Source organism: Microbispora sp. GKU 823, assembly GCF_002027145.1.
Lineage (GTDB): Bacteria > Actinomycetota > Actinomycetes > Streptosporangiales > Streptosporangiaceae > Microbispora > Microbispora siamensis.
The window spans coordinates 40,694-59,736 of sequence record NZ_MWJN01000043.1; the positions used below are offsets into that span (position 1 = coordinate 40,694).

Annotated in this window: 16 protein-coding genes and 2 pseudogenes; 5 read left to right on the forward strand and 13 right to left on the reverse strand. The window is 70.2% G+C overall.

Annotation, left to right across the window (positions count from 1 at the left end; translation table 11 throughout):
• Window positions 1-34 precede the first annotated feature (34 nt).
• From B1L11_RS51655 to B1L11_RS22740, 7 genes and pseudogenes are all read right to left on the reverse strand, one after another.
• Window positions 35-211: a hypothetical protein gene (locus tag B1L11_RS51655; RefSeq protein ID WP_179155273.1), complete on the reverse strand. Its 177-nt coding sequence runs from the start codon at window positions 209-211 to the stop codon at window positions 35-37.
• Between the two features lie 108 nt (window positions 212-319).
• A complete protein-coding gene (locus B1L11_RS55060) occupies window positions 320-442 on the reverse strand; it encodes a S26 family signal peptidase (RefSeq protein ID WP_372974711.1) in 123 nt (40 codons plus the stop codon).
• Window positions 443-497: 55 nt separating this feature from the next.
• Window positions 498-776, reverse strand: a pseudogene (locus B1L11_RS51660) (S26 family signal peptidase); the annotation flags it as partial.
• On the reverse strand, window positions 773-2,644 hold the full coding sequence (locus B1L11_RS22725) for an ABC transporter ATP-binding protein (protein ID WP_239108562.1): 1,872 nt from the start codon (window positions 2,642-2,644) through the stop codon (window positions 773-775). The gene B1L11_RS22725 and the pseudogene B1L11_RS51660, both read right to left, overlap by 4 nt.
• On the reverse strand, window positions 2,641-3,183 hold the full coding sequence (locus B1L11_RS22730; protein WP_079316350.1) for a redoxin domain-containing protein: 543 nt from the start codon (window positions 3,181-3,183) through the stop codon (window positions 2,641-2,643). The genes B1L11_RS22725 and B1L11_RS22730 overlap by 4 nt, the downstream gene beginning before the upstream one ends.
• Window positions 3,184-3,198: 15 nt before the next feature.
• Complete coding sequence (locus B1L11_RS22735) at window positions 3,199-3,741, reverse strand: MauE/DoxX family redox-associated membrane protein (RefSeq protein WP_179155274.1); 543 nt, start codon at window positions 3,739-3,741, stop codon at window positions 3,199-3,201.
• Window positions 3,742-3,915: 174 nt separating this feature from the next.
• The gene (locus tag B1L11_RS22740) at window positions 3,916-4,410 is read right to left on the reverse strand and encodes a hypothetical protein (protein WP_079316352.1); all 495 of its coding nucleotides are present in this window, start codon (window positions 4,408-4,410) and stop codon (window positions 3,916-3,918) included.
• A 281-nt stretch (window positions 4,411-4,691) separates the two neighbouring features.
• Here B1L11_RS22740 and B1L11_RS22745 point away from each other — a divergent pair, with 281 nt between their 5' ends.
• Entirely contained in the window at window positions 4,692-6,047 is a 1,356-nt protein-coding gene (locus B1L11_RS22745; RefSeq protein ID WP_079316353.1) for a hypothetical protein, read from the forward strand.
• Between the two features lie 153 nt (window positions 6,048-6,200).
• On the opposite strand, the gene B1L11_RS22750 is transcribed toward B1L11_RS22745, so the two are convergent.
• Window positions 6,201-7,298 carry an aromatic acid exporter family protein gene (locus tag B1L11_RS22750; RefSeq protein ID WP_079316354.1) on the reverse strand — a complete coding sequence of 366 codons (1,098 nt, stop codon included), beginning with the start codon at window positions 7,296-7,298 and terminating at the stop codon, window positions 6,201-6,203.
• A 572-nt stretch (window positions 7,299-7,870) separates the two neighbouring features.
• Here B1L11_RS22750 and B1L11_RS22755 point away from each other — a divergent pair.
• The gene (locus B1L11_RS22755; protein WP_079316355.1) at window positions 7,871-9,478 is read left to right on the forward strand and encodes an ABC-F family ATP-binding cassette domain-containing protein; all 1,608 of its coding nucleotides are present in this window, start codon (window positions 7,871-7,873) and stop codon (window positions 9,476-9,478) included.
• 250 nt (window positions 9,479-9,728) lie between these two features.
• Here the strand turns inward: B1L11_RS22755 and B1L11_RS22760 are convergent, their stop codons facing one another.
• Entirely contained in the window at window positions 9,729-11,384 is a 1,656-nt protein-coding gene (locus tag B1L11_RS22760; RefSeq protein ID WP_079316356.1) for a glycoside hydrolase family 44 protein, read from the reverse strand.
• A gap of 383 nt (window positions 11,385-11,767) precedes the next feature.
• The gene (locus tag B1L11_RS22765) at window positions 11,768-12,931 is read right to left on the reverse strand and encodes an acyl-CoA dehydrogenase family protein (RefSeq protein WP_079316357.1); all 1,164 of its coding nucleotides are present in this window, start codon (window positions 12,929-12,931) and stop codon (window positions 11,768-11,770) included.
• A 187-nt stretch (window positions 12,932-13,118) separates the two neighbouring features.
• Here B1L11_RS22765 and B1L11_RS22770 point away from each other — a divergent pair.
• Window positions 13,119-14,470: pseudogene (locus B1L11_RS22770) on the forward strand (UDP-glucose/GDP-mannose dehydrogenase family protein).
• A 137-nt stretch (window positions 14,471-14,607) separates the two neighbouring features.
• A complete protein-coding gene (locus B1L11_RS48530; protein WP_218671260.1) occupies window positions 14,608-15,483 on the forward strand; it encodes a hypothetical protein in 876 nt (291 codons plus the stop codon).
• 99 nt (window positions 15,484-15,582) lie between these two features.
• On the opposite strand, the gene purE is transcribed toward B1L11_RS48530, so the two are convergent.
• Genes purE through B1L11_RS22790 form a run of 3 tightly spaced genes read right to left on the reverse strand, consistent with a single transcriptional unit; the run spans window position 15,583 to window position 18,265 of the window.
• Window positions 15,583-16,086, reverse strand: coding sequence for a 5-(carboxyamino)imidazole ribonucleotide mutase (purE, locus tag B1L11_RS22780; RefSeq protein ID WP_079316359.1), 504 nt, complete (start codon window positions 16,084-16,086; stop codon window positions 15,583-15,585).
• The gene (locus tag B1L11_RS22785) at window positions 16,079-17,245 is read right to left on the reverse strand and encodes a 5-(carboxyamino)imidazole ribonucleotide synthase (protein ID WP_079316360.1); all 1,167 of its coding nucleotides are present in this window, start codon (window positions 17,243-17,245) and stop codon (window positions 16,079-16,081) included. The genes purE and B1L11_RS22785 overlap by 8 nt, the downstream gene beginning before the upstream one ends.
• Before the next feature lie 36 nt (window positions 17,246-17,281).
• The gene (locus B1L11_RS22790; protein ID WP_143737462.1) at window positions 17,282-18,265 is read right to left on the reverse strand and encodes a hypothetical protein; all 984 of its coding nucleotides are present in this window, start codon (window positions 18,263-18,265) and stop codon (window positions 17,282-17,284) included.
• 242 nt (window positions 18,266-18,507) lie between these two features.
• Here B1L11_RS22790 and B1L11_RS22795 point away from each other — a divergent pair, with 242 nt between their 5' ends.
• Window positions 18,508-19,038, forward strand: coding sequence for a GtrA family protein (locus tag B1L11_RS22795; protein WP_079316371.1), 531 nt, complete (start codon window positions 18,508-18,510; stop codon window positions 19,036-19,038).
• Window positions 19,039-19,043: the final 5 nt, after the last annotated feature.

Sequence of the window (19,043 nt, forward strand, 5' to 3'; positions counted from 1 at the left end):
CTGTTTGTTCAATGGGGCGCTCCGCCGTGCTCGTCTAGCAGAGGTACTGCCACGACGTGCAGTAGCGGCCGCCGGGGATCTCCGACCCGCTGCAGCAGTAACGCTGGACGCAGGTTGAGCCCTCGTACCAGCAGTTGATCGCCTCCGCGCGGGTGGCCGGAACCAGCCGGGCGACCATCCGGTCCGCCAGCCGCTGAATCGTCCGTGTCATTCAGTTCCTCCTTTTGAAGGGCTCCTTTTCGGTGACCGACATTAGGAGTGGCTTCGTTCGCGGACGTACCACTGCGATACACGACTTCCTGTATCGGCTTCACCTGGTTCACGCGTTCAACCGCCGGAGCACGACACCCGTGATCCTGCTTTCCGGGAGCAGTCCCCACTGCCGGGAGTCGGTGCTGCGCGACGGATTGTCCCCGAGGACGAGCAACCGCCCCGGTGGCACTCGGGCCTCTCCCAGCGCCTCGAATCCCGGAGGGATCGGATCCCCCCGCCACGGCCGCGGCCCGCTTGATCACCAGGTTCGTGCCGCCGTCGAGCGTGAGTCCCTCCCCCGGGCCCACCCGGGAGATGACGACGATGTCCCCGCGCCGGACGCGCCGGCCAAACCGACCGGACCGGCCGGGCCGCAGCCTGCGCACGAGGACCCGGTCACCGGGCCGCAGACCGGGCTTCATGCTCTCCCCGTGCACCTCGACGACGCGCAGGGTCCGCCGGGCCGCCGTCACGGCGCCGCCCCCGAGCGCCGATGCGAGCAGGACGAGCAGGACGGGTGTCATCGTGCCCCCGAGAGCCGGTCGCGCGGGGCCCCGGCGTCCCGGTCCTCCCGCTGCCGATATCCCTCGGCCTGAAGGGCGAACAGATGAGCGTAGATCCCGCCGCGCGCGAGCAGCCCGGCGTGCGTGCCCTGCTCGGCGACCTGTCCGCCGTCGAGGACCACGATGTGGTCCGCGTCGCGCACGGCGCCGAGCCGGTGGCTGATCAGCAGGCTCGTGCGACCGCGGCGGTGCTCCCGCAGGCCCTGGTGGATCTCGTGCTCCGCCTCGGCGTCGAGGCCCGAGCTGGGCTCGTCCAGGATCAGCAGGTCACGCTCGCCCCGCAGGTAGGCGCGGGCGAGGGCGAGCCGCTGCCACTGCCCGCCCGACAGGTGGACGCCCACGTCGCCGCCGTCCTGCGCGGGATCGGCGAAGACACGGGACAGCATGGTGTCGTACCCCCGGGGCAGGCCGCTCACGACGCCGTGCACGCCCGCCCGCCGGGCCGCCGCCTCGATCCTCCCCCGGTCGTCCATCGCGGCGAGATCGCCCAGGCCGATGTTGTCGGCCGCGGTCAGGTCGTACTCCATGTAGTCCTGGAACACCGCCCCGATCCGCGCGCGCAGCTCCGCCGGGTCCAACTCCCTGAGATCGATCCCGTCCCACCGGACCGAGCCGCGTTCCGGGTCGTACATCCGGCACAGGAGCTTGACCAGCGTGCTCTTGCCCGCACCGTTCCTGCCGGCGAGCGCCACCGCAGTGCCGTACGGGATGGTCAGGCTGACGCCGCGCAGGGTCCAGGGGTGGCCGGGCGAGTAGCGGAACCACACGTCCTTCAGCTCGATTCCCCGGCGCAGCGGGCCCGCCCGCCGGGGCCGGGCCGGGACCGGCAGGTCCGGTTCGGCGTCCAGGACGGCGAGGTAGTGACCGAAAAGCAGCACCTGCTGGTGCACGGTGACGAGTTCGAGGACGAGACCGCCGGCCGCCGCCTGGACTCCGGCGACGGCGGCCACGAACAGCGCCACGTCACCGACCCCGCCCGTGCCGTTCGCCGCGGAGACGAGAACCCACAGCAGGCCGCCCCCGGCCGCCAGCGCGGCCGTCGTGCCGGTGACGGCCTGGACGCCCAGCTCGCGCCGGTCGGTGCGGCTCCGCTCGGCGTTCGCGGCCCGCCGCTGGGCATTCATGAGCCCGCGCAGGTGCGCCCCGATGCCGAAGAGCCTCAGCTCCTTGGCCGCCTGGACGTTGACGAGAAGCTGGCCGAAGAAGAACTCGCGGCGCTCGACCGGCCCGATGCCCCACAGCATCGCGGCTCGCCGCCGCGACAGCCAGAGCTCCGCGGCCAGAGACGGAGCCGCGGCGCCGACCACGAGGACGGCCATCCAGGGGCTTATCGTCACGAGAGAGACGAGGAATCCGGCACCGGTCATCGCCGTCCTGGCGGTGCCCAGGGCCGCGGAGACCACCATGCCCGGGGTCGCCCCGCCGTACTGCTGGGCCATTCTGATCCGGTCGAGGAACGCGGGGTCCTCGAACCGGGCGAGGCCGACGAACCGCTCGGTGGCCCTGAAGAGGCTGTCCTGGGCGACGAGGCCGATCCTGCGCCCGCTCTCGTCCCTGACGTACTGGACGATCTGCGGCCCGAGCGCCGTCAGCACCCCGCACCCGGCGAGCGCGGCGCCCAGAGCCGCCGTCACGCCGGCCCCGGCCCGGCCGTCGGCGATCTCGTCGAGGACCAGCTTGGTGCACCAGGCGATCGTCACCGGCAGGACGGCCATGAGCGTGCTGAGGACGGCGAAGGCGATGGTCAGCGCCCTGCTCGCCCGCCAGGCCAGGCCGAGAGCGGTGGCCACGGCCCGCGCTCCGGCGGCGCCCCGCACCCGCGCCGTCACGCGTGCGCGGGAATCTTGTCGAGGTCCTCCAGGGTGCTCCCGCTGGCGACGACCCTCCCGTTCTCGTCGACCAGGGCGAGGGACGGGAAGCCGTTCACCTGCAGCGCCTTCGTCAGGCCGGTGCCGTGCTTCTCGATCAGCACGAGGGCGACCGGCTCCAGCGTCCGCCGCTGGTCCGCCACCTCCTCCTCCGTACCGACGAGCACGGCCAGCACGTTGCGGCGTCCTCCGGGGACGGATCGCGCGCGCTCGGCGAACTGCGGCAGGCGGTCGTGGCAGGCCGGGCAGTCGGGCGAGAAGACGCCGATGAGGACCGGCTCGGTCAGCGTCTCGTCGGAGACCCGGACGCCGTCGGTGCTCTCCGCGGAGAAGCCGCCGATCACCGCCCCGGGTGGGAGCACGATCGACGGGAACGCGGACGGCCTCGCCGTCAGGATCTCCTCGTGCGCCCGCAACCGCCGGATCACCCCGACCGTCAGCACCAGGTCGATCAGGCACAGGACGCCGACGCCCAGGACGAGCGCTGTCAGGAACGGCATGAGGGACTACCTCCGTCAGGGTGAACTGGTGAAGAGACCGGCGATCTCGCCGATCGCGGACAGCAGGACCGCCGCGGCTCCGGCCGCCAGGGCGACCGCGGCGAGCCCGGCCGGGCCGAGGCCCGCGAGGGCGAATCCGGTCCCGGCCTGAATCGCCCCGGTCCCGGCCTGGATCGCTCCGGCCGCCGCTGCCACGATGAGCACGGCGTTGCGTGCCATATGACCGGGGCCCACCGGGACGGCGGAGGCGCCGAAGCAGCGGCAGGGGACCCGCCTGCCGCGCCGCAGGGCGACGCCGATGGCCACGGTGAAGGCCACGAGCAGCCCGAGCGCGACGCAGAAACCGGCCAGCACGGTCGGCCGCCACGCCAGCAGCGGCGCGACGGCGGCCTCGGCGACGACGACGAGCACCGCGACGGGCCGGGCCGGCAGGCGCACGAGGGCGCGCGTGGCCACCGTGAACTCCTCGTACGCCGCCCGCCCGCGCAGCTTGCTCAGGGCGGACATGAGGAAGACGATCCCCGTGAGCAGCCGGCAGAAAGCGAAGAGATAGGCCACGGGCGTCCTCATCCCCGGTCGGGCGGGCGGGTCGCCCACCACGCTAGGAACCGGCACGGGACGCCGGATATACGACGGCTACACGCCGCGATGTATCGAGGACGGACGCCCCGCCCGCCTGACCATTCCCGCTACTCGCGCATGTGGTGAGCCTGTCATCGGAACGACCTGGGCTCATTCATCCAGGTACGCCTTGCGGATCTTGGCCGCGCCGTACGCTCCCCGGGGGTTGCAGACCGGGCATCCACAGGGCGGCCTGCCGTGGGCGTTCGGCAGGTAACGCCACCCGGTCACCTGGTTCACGCCCCTGACGCGGTGGATCTCGCCGGCCTGGATCGGACGCGGAACCAGCAGTTCGTATCCGCGGGCGTCCTGCTCCGCCGCGATCAGGGCGGCGGCCGCGGCGCTGCCGAGTCGGACCGGCGGGGCGTTGTAGTGGCCCACCCACACCGGCTCGTCATCCGGGATGCGGAAGTGAACGGCCACAAGAGTGCGCTGACCACTGCGCCGCAACTCCCGGCCCCACTGATACGTGATCTGGTAGGAGGGCAGCACCGGCAGGCAGTAGACGCCTGTCACATTGTTCCGCCCGAGGCTGGTGGTACGAATTCCCGCCCGCCGGATCGACCGGACGTTCTTGGCCGGGGTGAGGTGCACGAGCAAGGTCATGGTTCATCCGATCGGTGACAGGGCGGTGTGCGCGAGGCGGCGAACGCTTCCGATGGCCATTGAATCGTTCATCGGCGGGGCTGAAAACCGAATAACGGCACGTCTCTCGGCATTGGCACGCCACCGAAATCAGGTTTCAGACGGCGGAGGAATGGGCCGCCGAGGCACCCGCGGCAATTTTGCCGGTGTGATGCGGGGACTGCATCATGGATGGACGTTTCGGGTCGGCGCGGCAATCGGAGTATGGCGGAAACGCGGCCTTGGGCGACCGAAGGGCGACGATGAAGGCATTTCTGGTTTTCCTGGGCGTCGCCGCGGCGGGTGCGGTGATCGCGGTTCTCCTGCTGTTGCGGGACCCGGCGGGCGGCGGCGCGGATGAGGAGCCCGCGCCCTCGGTCACCACCGCCGCCGTCCCCGCCTCCCCTGTGGCCTCCGCCTCCCCCGCGGCCCGGAAAAGCGTGCTGCTGGATGCCGAGGGCGCCGTCATCGAGGAGTTCTCCGGCGACTGCGCGGGCAGCGGATATCCCTACCTCTGCCGTCGGGTCAGAGAGCAACTTCTCGCGGAGGATCCGCAACTGCTCACCCGTGACGGCCTGACGATCCAGACGACGATCGACCAGCGGCTCCAGCGGGCGGCGCAGCGGGCCATCGACGCTCACGTCCACCGCGACGACCCACAGCTCGCCACCCAGGTCATGATCGTCCCCGGCGAAGGCGCCATCAAGGCCATGGCCGCCAACCGTGAGCCTGCCGACGGGCCGGGCTTCCACCAGGGCACGACGGCGATGCCCTACGCCCTGGCCGCCGCGCTCGCCGCCGGTCTCCGGTACGACGACGGCTTCGTCGTCTCCGACGAGTACCGTGCCCAGCGCTACACGGCGTTCAAGGACTGCGCGGACCGGGCCGTCGGCGATCCGACCCACAGCATCCACAACCGGGAGAAGGGCGGGACCCGCTTCGTCACCCTGCGATCGGGCACCCAGGACGCGGTGAACACCTTCTACATGCGATTACAGGAGAAGGTCGGCCTGTGCGAGACCGTCAAGATGGCCCTGCGGCTCGGGCTCAGGAGCGCCGACGGGTCACCGCTGCAGGAGTTTGAGACGTTCGCGCTGGGCCTCACCGAGGCCGACCCCGTCTCGGTGGCCAATTCTTACGCGACCCTCGCCGCCCGGGGCCGCTTCTGCGAGCCGAGGGTGATCACGGAGATCCGCGACGGCGCAGGCGCCGGGCGCTCCTTTCCCGCGCACTGCGTGCAGGTCCTGGACCCGGCGGTCGCCGACGCGGTCACCGGAGTGCTGACGGACGTGCTGGCGAAGAGCGCGCTCAAGGGCGTCGGCCGCGAGGCGGCGGGCATGCCCGGCGATGGCGACGGCTTCCGCACCGCCTGGTACGCCGGTTACACCCCCGGCCTGGCCTCGGCCGTCAGCCTCGGCGACTCTCGCGGCGCGAACCGGTACCCATTGATCGACGTCACCATCGGCGGCCGCCGCTATTCCCACGTGGACGGCACGTCGGTGCCCGGCCTGATCTGGAAGAAGGCGATGACCGAGGCGCTGCGGGGGACGCAGGAGACCCGCTTCGTCCGGCCGGACGCCGGGCGCTTCGGCGGCTGCCGCGACGCCTGCCCGAACTGACCGTCGCCGTCTCCAGAACCGGTCATCACGAGGTGCCAAGGCGGCGACACCCCCGCCTCGCGAGCACAGAGGCGGAGTTGCGCCATGACCATCCGCTGGATCTGGTTGCTCGGCGCAGGGCCTTGAGTACGACGGTGAACAGGGCGTTCGGCCTCAGCCGCGCATGCTCTCGTCGCTCAGCTCGTCCAGCGGGGTCAGCGCGGCCGAGGCCGTGTCGTGATCCATCCCGGTCGCCTCGAGCAGGTCGACGGCGATGGAGCGCAGTTGCGCGATGATGACGTTCGCCGAGAAGCCCAGGTTCTTGGGCCGCTCCCGTGCGGCGACCGCGAGCAACGCCTGTCTGGCCAACATCGGTTCGCGTCCAGCCCCCAGTTCGAGCTGGAGCAGCAGCGCCGCCTCCGAGACCTCGCGCAGCAACTCGGCCAGGGCGACCGGTGGCGGGCTCGCCTCCCCCATCGCCGCGAGCGTCCGGCGGACCAGCACCCGTGCGTTGCGCAGCGCCAGGTCCACCGGCACGGCGGCGGTCGTGTACCTGGCCAGTCTGGCCCGGTGATGCCAGCGCAGCGGCGAGATCCTGATGATCTCCTTGCTGTTCTCCAGCGCCACCGCGAAATCCTCGACCGCGGTCTGGGTTCTGCGTCCGGACTCCAGTGCCTCGGCGGCCAGGTCCATATCGCCCTTTTCGATCGCCTCCGCCGCCTGTTCCAGCACGGTGGAGAAGGCGTCCAGCACGCCGGCCAGATGTCTGCCCGCGATGGTGAGCGGGCTGGCGGGCAGCAGTGCGACCGCGGCGAGGCCGATGATGCCGCCGGTGAGCGCGTCGGCCATCCGGTCCAGTCCGCCCGCGTCCTCGCCCGGCACCAGCATGGTGACCAGCACCGCGGACGACCCGACCTGCGACACGAACAGCTCACCGCTGTTCAGCAGCGCCGCGATGGTCATCGCCAGCGCGATCACGAGCGCCAACTGCCAGGGGCCCGAGCCGATCCAGGACACCAGCACGTCGCCGATGCCCACGCCCAGACTGACGCCGACCACCAGCTCGGCCACCCTGCGCAGCCGCTGCCCGAACCCCAGACCCACGCAGATCATCACAGAGATGGGCGCGAAGAGGGGATGGGCGTGACCGAGCAGATGAACGGCGACGATCCAGGCCAGCGCCGCGCCCACGGCACACTGCGCGATCGAGGGCACGATCAGGCCGAACGTGCCCAGCCGTTTCCTCACCTGATCGCCGAGCCACGTTCGCACTCCTCCACGATGGCGGATCTTTATGACATTGGGATCACATTTGCCCCGGATTCTTGTGATTCGAACCATTCGGCGAAGGTCAGGGGGACCTCAGCCTCCCCCTGTCGAGACAGAAACGAGAGGACCCTCGCAACTGATACGATCCGGGCCATGGAGATTGAGGTCGACAGAATCTAGCCACCGAACTGCCGGTGGCTTTCACCTGTGGGGAGCATCGCTCCCTCGTCGGTGACGACCATTCCCTCCCCGCAGGGCCGTTGGTCCGCCACTTCGTGGCGTTGACCTCCCTGCGTGAACCTCACCGGCACGTTCGCACCGCACCGACCTCGGTTACGAGTCCGTGCTTGCGAACGCACCTGATGTCGATCTCGTCGCCCCTCCGGCTTCTCTTCGTTCCGGCAGCGGATCCGCCCGTTGTCGCATGTCGGGGGCTTCCGTCGCCGGGATCGCCTCCGTTGCCGCATGGGCACTCGGCCACCCGTACCCGTCGTCGCGCGCGGTGGAAGACAAGCGTGCTGATCCCCATCACACCCGTCCCGCGGTGACGGGCAGAGAGAAGAGAACCACCACCAATGTCCACTAAGTCCGCCATCACGCTCCGCGACCTGACGTTCGAATGGCCCGACGGCAGCGTCGCGCTCTCCGGCGTCAACGGCACGTTCACGACCGGCCGCACCGGCTTGATCGGCCGCAACGGCGCCGGGAAGTCGACCCTGCTGCGACTGATCGCCGGAAGCCTGACCCCGACAGCCGGCCACATCGACACGATCGGCGAGGTCGGCTACCTGCCGCAGACGCTCACCCTCCACCAGGAGACGACCGTCGCCGGGCTCCTCGGCATCGACGGCATCCTCTCGGCGATGAGAGCGATCGAGACCGGCGACGTCGACGAGCGGCACTTCGACACCATCGGCGACGACTGGGACATCGAGGCGCGAGCCGACGAGGCGCTGCACCAGATCGGCTTCACCGCCGCGGATCTGGACCGTCGGATCGCCGAAGTCTCCGGCGGAGAAGCGATGCTCATCGCCATCACCGGCCTGCGCATCCGCCGCACTCCGATCACGCTGCTCGACGAGCCGACCAACAACCTTGACCGGCCCACCCGGGCCAAGCTCGCCGAGTTCGTGGACGAATGGCCCGGGACCCTCGTCGTCGTCAGCCACGACCTCGATCTGCTGGAGCACATGGAGAACACCGCCGAGCTCTACGCCGGAAACCTCGACACCTTCGGTGGCCCCTACAGCGCCTGGAAGGAGCACCTGGAACAAGAGCAGGCCGCGGCGGTTCAGGCCGCTCGTTCGGCCCAGCAGGCGCTCAAGGTCGAGAAACGCCAGCGGGTCGAGGCCGAGACCAAGCTCGCCCGCAGGGAGCGCACCGCCAGGAAGACGCAGAAGGACGGAGGCATCCCGAAGATCCTGGCGGGCAACCGGGCCAGCAAGGCGCAGGCATCCGCCGGATCGCTGCGCTCCACCCTCGACGACAAGGTCCAGGCCGCCCAGGCCGCCGTGAACGCCGCCGACGCACGCGTCCGCGAGGACGAGCACATCAACCTCACGCTTCCCGATCCCGATGTACCGCGTGGCCGCCGCCTGGCCGAGCTCCACGACGAAGACCGCACCGTGGTCATCCAGGGACCGGAGCGAGTCGCCCTCGTCGGGCCGAACGGGGCCGGGAAGTCGACATTGGTCGAACAGCTCGTCCACGGCGGAACGCCGGTTCCCGGCCGAGCACACGGGAGACTCCTGACCGATCTCATCGGTTACCTGCCCCAGCGCCTCGACGGACTCGACGAGGACGCGAGCGCCATGGCGAACGTGCAGTCGGTCGCCCCCGGCACACCGGCCGGAACGATCCGCAACCAGCTCGCCCGTCTGCTGCTTCGCGGGGACAGCGCCGACCGTCCGGTCAGCACCCTGTCCGGCGGCGAACGCTTCCGGGTCTCGCTCGCGAAGCTCCTTCTGGCCGAGCCGCCCGCCCAGCTGTTGATCCTCGACGAACCCACCAACAACCTCGACATCGCCAGCGTCGAGCAACTCGCAGAAGCGCTCGACGCCTACCGCGGAGCCCTCCTCGTCGTCAGCCACGACTTCACGTTCCTCGAACGGATCGGGATCGACACGGTCCTCGAACTCGGCACGGACGGGCGCATGCGCCAACGTCCCGGCCTGAACGTCTGACGCCTCGCGGCGCGTACGACCACAGGTTGGATGACGTAGAGAGCAGGGACGGGCGGGCACGTGGCCGCAGATCGTTCACACGGCTCGTCCGGATACGGCGAACCCCGCCCGTCCCGAGGTCAGTGCTGCTGTACGGACGCCTACGCGTGCTCGTGGTGGCCGACGTTGTCGTCAGCGTTCGCGGCCCTCGGTGACTCGTCGCTGTTCGTAAGCAGAAGGCCGGTTGGCGGCAACGGGCGATCAGCGTCCATCAACGCCGCTGCCCTGGCAAGACCAGCAGGGTGATCGAATTCGCCGGGTACGTTGCAGTGACCCGGCCCTGGTGCACCATGAGATCGTCACCGCGCACGATCGAGTTGAGATCGGCCGGGCTGTAGGTGAATCGCTGCGCCTTGGCGTTGCCGTGCAGTCCGGCGATCGACAACGGTGAGGTCAGCTCACCGCCGGTCTTGTTGATGACCATCAGGGTCAGCGCCTTGTCGTGCGAGCGCTGCGCCCCGTACACCGCCAGCTGCCCTTGATCGCTGCTGGCCGCCGACACGCTCACGTCGCCGAACCGGCTCCCCGCGCCGTCATAGTTGCGATACATCCGGAACGCGTAGGCGCCGGGCTGCGTCGGCTGGGGTTCGCCCCAGATGGTCGCGAGGTCGAGACCCTCACGCCCGAAGATGCCGAGAACGTCGGCCTGCGCCAGGGCGCCGTTGATGTCGTCCAGCGCGCCCCAGTTGTACTCGGTGATCGCGGTCTTCGTGCCGGGGTAGTACTGCGCGACCCACTCCTTCATCTTGCGGATGAACTGCAGCGGCGGCGCGTTCACGCCCGTGGGGCCGATCCAGGACTCCTCGACGTACGTCGGGTCCCACAGCGAACGCGTGGACCGCAGCCGCCACGCGTTGGACTCCGGGTCCTTCCCGCCGTTGATCTGCGGGTAGTAGTGCTGGTCGAAGTAGTTGAGCATGCGCTTGCCGCCGTGCGCGTCGCTGTAGTCCTTCATGTTCTTCAGGAACCACTGCGACAGATTGAGCCCGCCGTGCGCGGCCGCGTCGGCGCCCGGCGCACATCCGTCCACCCCGGACGCAACCCACTCGCAGTATCCCCAGCCGGACGGGCCGAGCACCGCCGCGCTCGGGTCCGCAGCCTTGATGGCCGCGGCGGTCGCGGTGCTCTTGCTGCCCAGCTCGTCGTACGAGACCGCCTCGGGGTGCACGTCGCGATGCGTGGAGTTCCACAACACCGGCTCGTTGTCGAGCTCGTAGATCGACACGCCGCCGCGCGCCGCCGTACCGAACTGGCTCACGAGATGCGACACCATCTCGCCGTCGAACGAGGCGTCCACCGGGATCGAGGTGTCCTCAGGCACCGCCCCGGTGAGGTTCGCGTTGTTGAGCCTGCCGTTGCCGCAGCCGGCGTCCCACTGGTCGAATCCGTCTTGAGCGGGGAACCGGCTGGCAGGGAATCCGCAGGCGAACGGGTGCTGGGCGGGCGAGTCCTTGGCCACCCACCCGCTCATCGGCACGGTGACGACCTGTTTGCTGCCGCGGTCCTGGTTGGTCTTGACGAACGCCTCGACCGTGTTGTCGGGCCCGGCGACGATGTTCTCGAAGTACCAGTCGCTTCCCGTGTTGTAGGTGTGGTTCTTGAAGTTGTAACGCGTGCTCGCGTTGCCGCCCCAGCGCGCCACAGGCAGGCCGATCTCGGCGGCGAACGCCGGGTCGGCGCCGTTCATGCCGTAGATGTCCGGACTGATCGCGTGCCGGGCGGCGGAAAGGTCCACCGACAACGTAGGACCCGCTGCCGCCGCAGCCGGGTCCAGGGCCGCCTGGGCGGTCAATGTCCCCGCCACGAAGGACACCGCTACGCCGAGCGTCGTGGCCGATCGCAGCTTCCGCCGCCGTTGAGCACCCATCGTCGACGCTCCCGTCAATCGATCCATCGGTCAACAGTCGAGGAGCCTGACCGGACGCTTCACCCGAGTCAAGGCGCTGCAGTCGCGCGGAGGCGGGCGGCCAGGCGGAACCGAAGAAACGTGGCCCCCCTGACTTGGTGCGTCTCCAGGTCAAGCCCTTCGCCGCCTCGCAACGACCCGGCCGCGGTTCAGGAGGACAGCCTGAAAGTTGCACGCAGCCCACGAATTCGGTCCGGTCCCGGTGACTGCGGCGTCCTGTGGGCTCCGGCAAGCAAGCTCTTCGGCCTCGCCCTGGAGGACGTCGACTTCGACGAGCAGGTGATCCGGGTCCGCGGCGAACCCCGCCTCCCGTATACGGCAGGCGGGGTTTCGCTGCTCAAGGACTACTTGAGGAGCTGGCGGGCCATGACCATGCGCTGGATCTGGTTGGTGCCCTCGTAGATCTGGGTGATCTTGGCGTCGCGCATCATGCGCTCGACCGGGAACTCGCGCGTGTAGCCGTACCCGCCCAGCAACTGGACGGCGTCCGTGGTGATCTCCATGGCGGCGTCGGAGGCGGCGCACTTGGCGGCGCTGGAGAAGAACGTGAGGTCCTTGACCGGGGTGCCGTGCATCGCCAGCTCCGACTTGGCCGCGGCGGCGTAGGTGAGCTGGCGGGCGGCCTCCAGCTTCATCGCCATGTCGGCGAGCATGAACTGCAGGCCCTGGAAGTCGGCGATCGGCTTGCCGAACTGCTTGCGCTCCTTGACGTACCCGAGCGCGTAGTCGAGCGCGCCCTGGGCGATGCCGAGCGCCTGGGCGGCGATCGTGATGCGGGTGTGGTCGAGCGTGGCGAGGGCGGTCTTGAACCCGGTGCCCGGCTCACCGATCATCCGCGAGGCCGGGATGCGGACGTTCTCCAGGATGACCTGGCGGGTGGGCGAGCCCTTGATGCCGAGCTTCTTCTCCTTGGGCCCGAAAGAGACGCCCTCGTCGTCCTTCTCCACCACGAACGCCGAGATGCCGCGGGCGCCGGCCGACGGGTCGGTCACGGCCATGACCGTGTAGTACTCCGACACGCCCGCGTTGGTGATCCACATCTTGGTGCCGTTGAGCACGTAGTGGTCGCCGTCGCGCTCGGCCCTGGTCTTCATCGAGGCGGCGTCGGAGCCCGCCTCCGGCTCGCTCAGGGCGTAGGAGAACATGGCTTCCCCGCGCGCGACCGGCGTCAGGTAGCGCTGCTTGAGCTCCTCGGACGCCGACAGCAGCAGCGGCACGGTGCCCAGCTTGTTGACGGCGGGGATCAGCGAGGACGAGGCGCACGCGCGGGCGACCTCCTCGATCACGATCACGGTCGCGAGCGCGTCGGCACCCGCACCGCCGTACGCCTCGGGGATGTGGACGGCGTGCAGGTCGGCCGCGACGAGGTCCTTGTAGACCTCCCAGGGGAACTCCTCGTTCTCGTCCGCCGCCGCGGCACGCGGGGCGATCTTCTCGTCGGCGAGGGCCCGGACCGTCTCGCGGAGCATCTCGTGCTCCTCAGCGGGGGCGTAGAGAGGGAAGCTCATAGCGCCGATACTAGGACGTCCGACTAGAAAGTTACCAGTCAGTACGGTCCCCTCCTTGACAGAACACCCTGACTGGGGCGAGTAAGTGGTGGCCTGACGTCGACCGAGCACGTCCGGAGCCGTACCGTGGGGGCCAAGGCGCCGGTTTGCCCAGGTGGCTCACAGGGCAGTTGACTGGGCCGGTACCATGCCAGATCACAAAGAGTCGGTAAGAGGGGAGCATGCCGTGCCGTACCGCCTCACTGTGCTGGGGACCGGATACCTGGGTGCTACGCACGCGGCGTGCATGGCCGAACTGGGCTTCGAAGTGCTCGGTCTGGACGTGGACCAGAGCAAGATCGAACGGTTGCAGCGTGGCGAACTGCCGATTCACGAGCCCGGCCTGGAGGAGCTCCTCCGCCGCAACCTCGACTCGGGCAGGCTGCGCTTCACCACCTCCTATGAGGAGGTGGCGAAGTTCGGCGACGTCCACTTCATCTGCGTGGGCACGCCCCAGAAGAAGGGCGAGTACGCCGCCGACGTCTCCTACCTGGACGCGGTCGTCGAGTCGCTGGCTCCCCACCTCGACCGCGAGTGCCTGGTCGTGGGCAAGTCCACGGTCCCGGTCGGCACCGCCGAGCGCCTCGCGGACAAGCTCGTACGGCTCTCGCCCGCCGGGATGCAGGTCGAGCTGGCCTGGAACCCCGAGTTCCTGCGTGAGGGTTTCGCCGTGCAGGACACGCTCCGCCCCGACCGGATCGTGCTCGGGGTCGCCTCCGAGCGGGCCGAGAAGGTGCTGCGTGATGTCTACGCGCCCCTGGGCGAGGTCCCCATCGTCGTGACCGACTTCCCCACGGCCGAGCTGGTGAAGTCGGCCGCGAACGCGTTCCTGGCCACGAAGATCTCGTTCATCAACGCCATGGCCGAGGTCTGCGAGGCGCCGGCGGCGACGTCACCCAGCTGTCGCAGGCGCTGTCGTACGACGAGCGGATCGGCGGCAGGTATCTCAACCCCGGCCTCGGCTTCGGCGGCGGCTGCCTGCCGAAGGACATCAGGGCGTTCACGGCCAGGGCCGAGGAGCTCGGCGCCTCCCAGGCGCTCGCCTTCCTCCGCGAGGTCGACGAGATCAACATGCGCCGCCGCACCCGGACGGTCGACCTCAGCCGCGAGATCCTGGGCGGGGCGTTCGACGGCCGCAGGGTGGCGGTGCTGGGCGCGGCGTTCAAACCCAACTCCGACGACATCCGCGACTCGCCGGCGCTCGACGTGGCCGTGAAGATCGCCGAGCAGGGCGGGCAGGTCACGGTCTACGACCCGGTCGCCCTGTCCAACGCGCGGGCGGCCCACCCCCACCTCGGGTACGCCGGGTCGGCCCTGGAGGCCGCCCAGGGCGCCGAGGTCGTGCTGCTGCTCACCGAGTGGCAGGAGTTCGTCGCCCTCGACCCCGAGGAGCTGGGCGCGGCCGTCGCCGCTCGCAGGATCGTCGACGGCCGCAATGCGCTCGACGCGGACACCTGGCGCGACGCCGGCTGGGACTACCGCGCCCTCGGCCGCCCCTGATCCCGGCTCCGGCGACCGCGCCTGCGACTCACAGACGTCAGCGGAGGCGGTTACCCGACGGAGCGCGTTCACGTTATTACTCTCGGCATCTGGAGGTGGCCGGCCGCCGCCTCCAGGTCACACGGGGGAGTAACAACGTGAACACATCGAACGGACCGCGGCGCTTCCGCGGGATGGCCGTGGTCAGCATCGCCGCCGCGGCCCTCTGCGTGGGATTCGGCCCCACCGCGGCTGCCGTGGCCCCGGCCCGATCCGGCCTTCCCGGCCTGCCCCGGACCCACACGGCGGACGACGCCAGGCAGCGGGTCATCGACCGGGCGAAGACCTGGAATCCGAGAACTCCGCAGCGAGTGCCGTACGACCAGGGCAAGTACCACAACGGCTATCGCACGGACTGCTCCGGCTACGCCTCGATGGCGCTCGGGCTCAACCCTCCCGGCCTGAACACCGTGGCCCTCGCCTCGTCGGCGGTGAGCAGCCCGATAGCGATGTCCGACCTGCTCCCCGGTGACCTCGTCATCGACGCCACCGGCGACAACAACACCCGGCACGTGGTGATCTTCGAGAGCTGGGCGAACCCCGCGCGCACGTCCTACTGGGCCTACGAGCAGCGCGGCGGTTACGGAACCGACCACCGCGTCCTCACCTACGGACTGAAGCCGGGCAGCGAGTTCCACGCCTACCGGCCGCGGGTGCTCGGGGGCGGCGGCGATCCCGGAACAGGCGGGAAATACTGGGTCGACACGTTCGCCAACGCCATCGGATACCGGGAGCCGAACACCGACGACCCGCAGGGCACCCTCAACAAGGGCACCAACTATGTGTACTGCCGGGTCTGGGGTGCGGAAGTCCGGAACGGGAACCAGTTCAACCACTGGTGGCTGCGAACCGACCTGGACCGGACGAACCCCGGCAAGAACGGCCGGGGCGCCTACGTCTCCGCGTACTACCTCGCGAAATGGGGCAACGACGAGGCCAAGGACAACGCGGGCCGGGACATCCCGAACTGCTGAGCCCAGTCGCGAGAACGTCCCACCGACCACGAGATCGGTGGGACGGTTCTTCGTCCGCTCGTCGACGGTCCCGGCACCACCCTGCCGCGGAGACGAGCGCTACTCGCCCAGTCGCGCGGCCTCGGCGCGCAGGCGCTCGCCCTTGGCGTGCGCCTGGTCCCGCAGGGCGGCCTGGAACTCCTCCATCCGCCGCCGCAGCCCCTCGTCCGACGCCGCGAGGATCCGTACGGCGAGCAGCCCCGCGTTGCGGGCCCCGCCGACGGCGACGGTCGCCACGGGCACACCCGCCGGCATCTGGACGATCGACAGCAGCGAGTCCATGCCGTCCAGATACTTGAGCGGCACCGGGACGCCGATCACGGGCAGCGGGGTGACCGAGGCCAGCATGCCCGGCAGGTGGGCGGCGCCGCCCGCACCCGCGATGATCACCTTCAGCCCGCGCCCGGCGGCGCGGGAGCCGTACTCGATCATCTCCGCGGGCATGCGGTGCGCCGACACCACGTCGGCCTCGAAGGACACGCCGAACTCGGCGACCGCCTCGGCGGCCTGGCGCATCACCGGCCAGTCCGAGTCGCTCCCCATGACGATCCCGACGTCAGGCATCCACAGGTCCTCTCAGGCAGGTGACGGCGTGGTGAGCGCGGGCCCGCACCTCGTCCAGGTCGGTCCCGAGGGCGGTGACGTGCCCGATCTTGCGGCCGGGCCGGACGTCCTTGCCGTAGAAGTGAATCTTGATGCCCGGGTCGTTGGCCATGACGTGCTCATACCGGGAGTACACGTCGGGGTCGGGCCCGCCGAGCAGGTTGGCCATGACGACGACCGGCGCGGTCATCGACGGCGACCCGAGCGGCAGGTTGAGCACGGCCCGCAGGTGCTGCTCGAACTGCGAGGTGCGGGCGCCCTCGATCGTCCAGTGGCCGCTGTTGTGCGGGCGCATGGCCAGCTCGTTGACCACGAGCCCGGACTTCGTGACGAACATCTCGACCGCGAGGAGCCCGGTCACGCCGAGGTCGCGGGCGATCGTGAGCGCGACACGCTGGGCGTCCGCCGCCTCCTCCTCGCCCAGGCCGGGCGCGGGCGCGATGACCTCGACGCAGATGCCGTCCTTCTGCACGGTCTCGACCACGGGGTAGCTGACGCCCTGGCCGTGCGGGGACCGGGCGACCAGCACGGCGACCTCCCGCTCGAACGGGACGAACGCCTCGGCCAGCAGGGCCACACCGGTGCCGAGCACCTCACGCGCCTCGTCGGGGGTCTCGCAGACCCACACGCCCCGGCCGTCGTAGCCGCCGCGCACCGCCTTCAGCACCACGGGCCAGCCGTGCTCCTCGGCGAACGCCTCCACACCGGCCAGGTCCTCGACGCGGGCCCAGGCCGGGCAGGGCGCGCCGATCGCGGTGAGCCGCTCCCGCATGACCGCCTTGTCCTGCGCGTGGACCAGGGCGTCCGCCCCGGGGTGTACGGCGTGGCCGTCGGCGGCCAGGGCCCGGATGTGCTCGGTCGGCACGTGCTCGTGGTCGAAGGTGACGGCGTCGCATCCCTTCGCGAACTCCCGTAGATCGGCGAGGTCGCGGTAGTCGCCCAGCCGGGTGTCCACGATCACCTTGGCGGCGCTCTCGTCACGGGTGTTCGCGAGCACGCGCAGGTCGATGCCGAGCGCGATCGCGGCCTGCTGCGTCATCCTCGCCAGCTGGCCCGCGCCGACCATGCCCACCACGGGCGCGGTCACGGGTGCGGAAGGGGGAACGTTCGGGCTGTTCACGACACGTCAGCCTACCTATTGCGCGAGGAAGACCTGTCAGCCGGAGCCCTCGGTGATGTCGGCGAGGACCCGGCGCAGGCCGACCGTCGTCATCGTGTTGTCCTTCGCCACCTTGGTGGCCAGCACCACGATCTCGCTGCCGGTGACGGTCGTGGGCGCGCCGCCCGTGAAGACGCGTACGTCGGCCGCCCGGTAGCGGGGGTGGGCGAGGGAGTGACGGCCCGAGCCCGGCTTCTGGGTGAAGACGACGCGCAGCGCGTGGAACACCAGCGACCCGCCGCCGGGCAGCGCGAGCGCGCGGGCCGGTCCCTCGATGCGTACGTCGGTGGACAGGTGATCGGGACGGACCCTGCCGGGGGCGCGGACCAGTTCCGTGAGAAGGCGGCGCATGGGGTCGCCGGACGCGAAGCGCACCCCGCTGACCCCGTCGCCGCTCACCCCGGCGGGATCGGTGAGGAACGCGACGTGCCGGGTGGGCGCGAGCCGCGCCCCGACGGCCGCGGCCGGGTCGGCCGCGGCGTCGGTCACCTGGCCGTCCACGCCGTCCTCCACCTCGGGCGCCTTCCCGACGAGCGGGATCGGCCCGGCGCCGAGCCGCCATCGGCCGTCCACGCGTACGAAGACGAAGTAGGCCGGCTCGGGCTTGCGGGCCAGCACGGCGAACCAGGCGCCGTCCTCGCCGTCCTCTCCGTCCTCCCGGGCGGGCAGCAGGAACTCCGGATCCCGGTAGACCCGGAAGGCGGGAGCGGCAAGGCCGTCGCGGGCGGCCGCGCAGACGCGGCTGTCGATCGTGCGCTCCACGCCGGTCGTGAGCTGCTCGATCGTGGCGCAGTCCCCGTCCTTCCAGGCGCCGGACAGGTCGCCGAGGCCGTCGAAGGCCGCCTGCGCGTCGGCCGTGGTGATCTCGGCCGTCGCCGGGGACGTGGCGCCCGGCTCGGCCGGAGTCTCGCGTACGCCCTCGGTCCCACACCCCGCGAGCAGGACGAGGCCGAGACCGAGGGTCGTGAGTCTGCGCAACACGAGAAAGGCCACCCCTCCAGAACGCGCACGTCCCCGAACGAAGTGATCCTGGTCGGGCGAGAGCGTAGTGCGAAGAGCGCCCGCTCATCCCACATAGCAGGATTTTTCTTGAAATGTTCTTTAGTGACCTGGGACGAAGCGGGTGAAGGTTGCGGCAAGACCCCGATTTGTGCTTGCTACCGGTAGCCTGAGAAGACCTCGCCGCCGACCATGGCCGCCGATCAGGAAGGACCGTGCGGGACGTGCAGTTTCTACAGCGTGCCTACGAGCGGTTCGCCGCGCTCATCCACGAGTTGATCAAGTTCGGCCTGGTGGGCGCGATCGCGTTCGTCATCGACTTCGGCGGCACCAACCTGCTGCGGTTCGGCGTCGGCATGGGCCCGCTGTTTTCGAAGGTCGTGGCCACGATCGTCGCCGCCACGTTCGCGTACGCGGGCAACCGCTTCTGGACCTACCGTCATCGGGAGCAGAGCGGCCTGGCACGCGAGTACGTCCTGTTCTTCCTGCTGAACGGCATCGGGCTGCTGCCCCCGCTGCTCATCATCGGCTTCGTGACCTACTCGCTGGGCCTGCACGACGCGGTGAGCTACAACATCGCCCAGTTCGTCGGCGTGGGGCTCGGCACGCTGTTCCGCCTCTGGTCGTACAAGAAGTGGGTGTTCCTGGCCGTCCCCGAGCTGGCCGAAGAGTCCGCCGAGGGGGCCGTCGAGAGGGCCGGCGTGCGACCCCACCCCGACGTGAAGGCTCAGGCCGACCCCCTCACCACCCGCTGACCCGC

Coding starts and splice junctions, on each gene's coding strand:
- B1L11_RS22730 (WP_079316350.1), bottom strand. CDS start 3,183: ATGCCGTTCCTGACAGCGCTCGTCCTGGGCGTCGGCGTCCTGTGCCTG.
- B1L11_RS51655 (WP_179155273.1), bottom strand. CDS start 211: ATGACACGGACGATTCAGCGGCTGGCGGACCGGATGGTCGCCCGGCTG.
- B1L11_RS22740 (WP_079316352.1), bottom strand. CDS start 4,410: ATGACCTTGCTCGTGCACCTCACCCCGGCCAAGAACGTCCGGTCGATC.
- B1L11_RS22755 (WP_079316355.1), top strand. CDS start 7,871: ATGTCCACTAAGTCCGCCATCACGCTCCGCGACCTGACGTTCGAATGG.
- B1L11_RS22765 (WP_079316357.1), bottom strand. CDS start 12,931: ATGAGCTTCCCTCTCTACGCCCCCGCTGAGGAGCACGAGATGCTCCGC.
- purE (WP_079316359.1), bottom strand. CDS start 16,086: ATGCCTGACGTCGGGATCGTCATGGGGAGCGACTCGGACTGGCCGGTG.
- B1L11_RS22760 (WP_079316356.1), bottom strand. CDS start 11,384: ATGGGTGCTCAACGGCGGCGGAAGCTGCGATCGGCCACGACGCTCGGC.
- B1L11_RS22745 (WP_079316353.1), top strand. CDS start 4,692: ATGAAGGCATTTCTGGTTTTCCTGGGCGTCGCCGCGGCGGGTGCGGTG.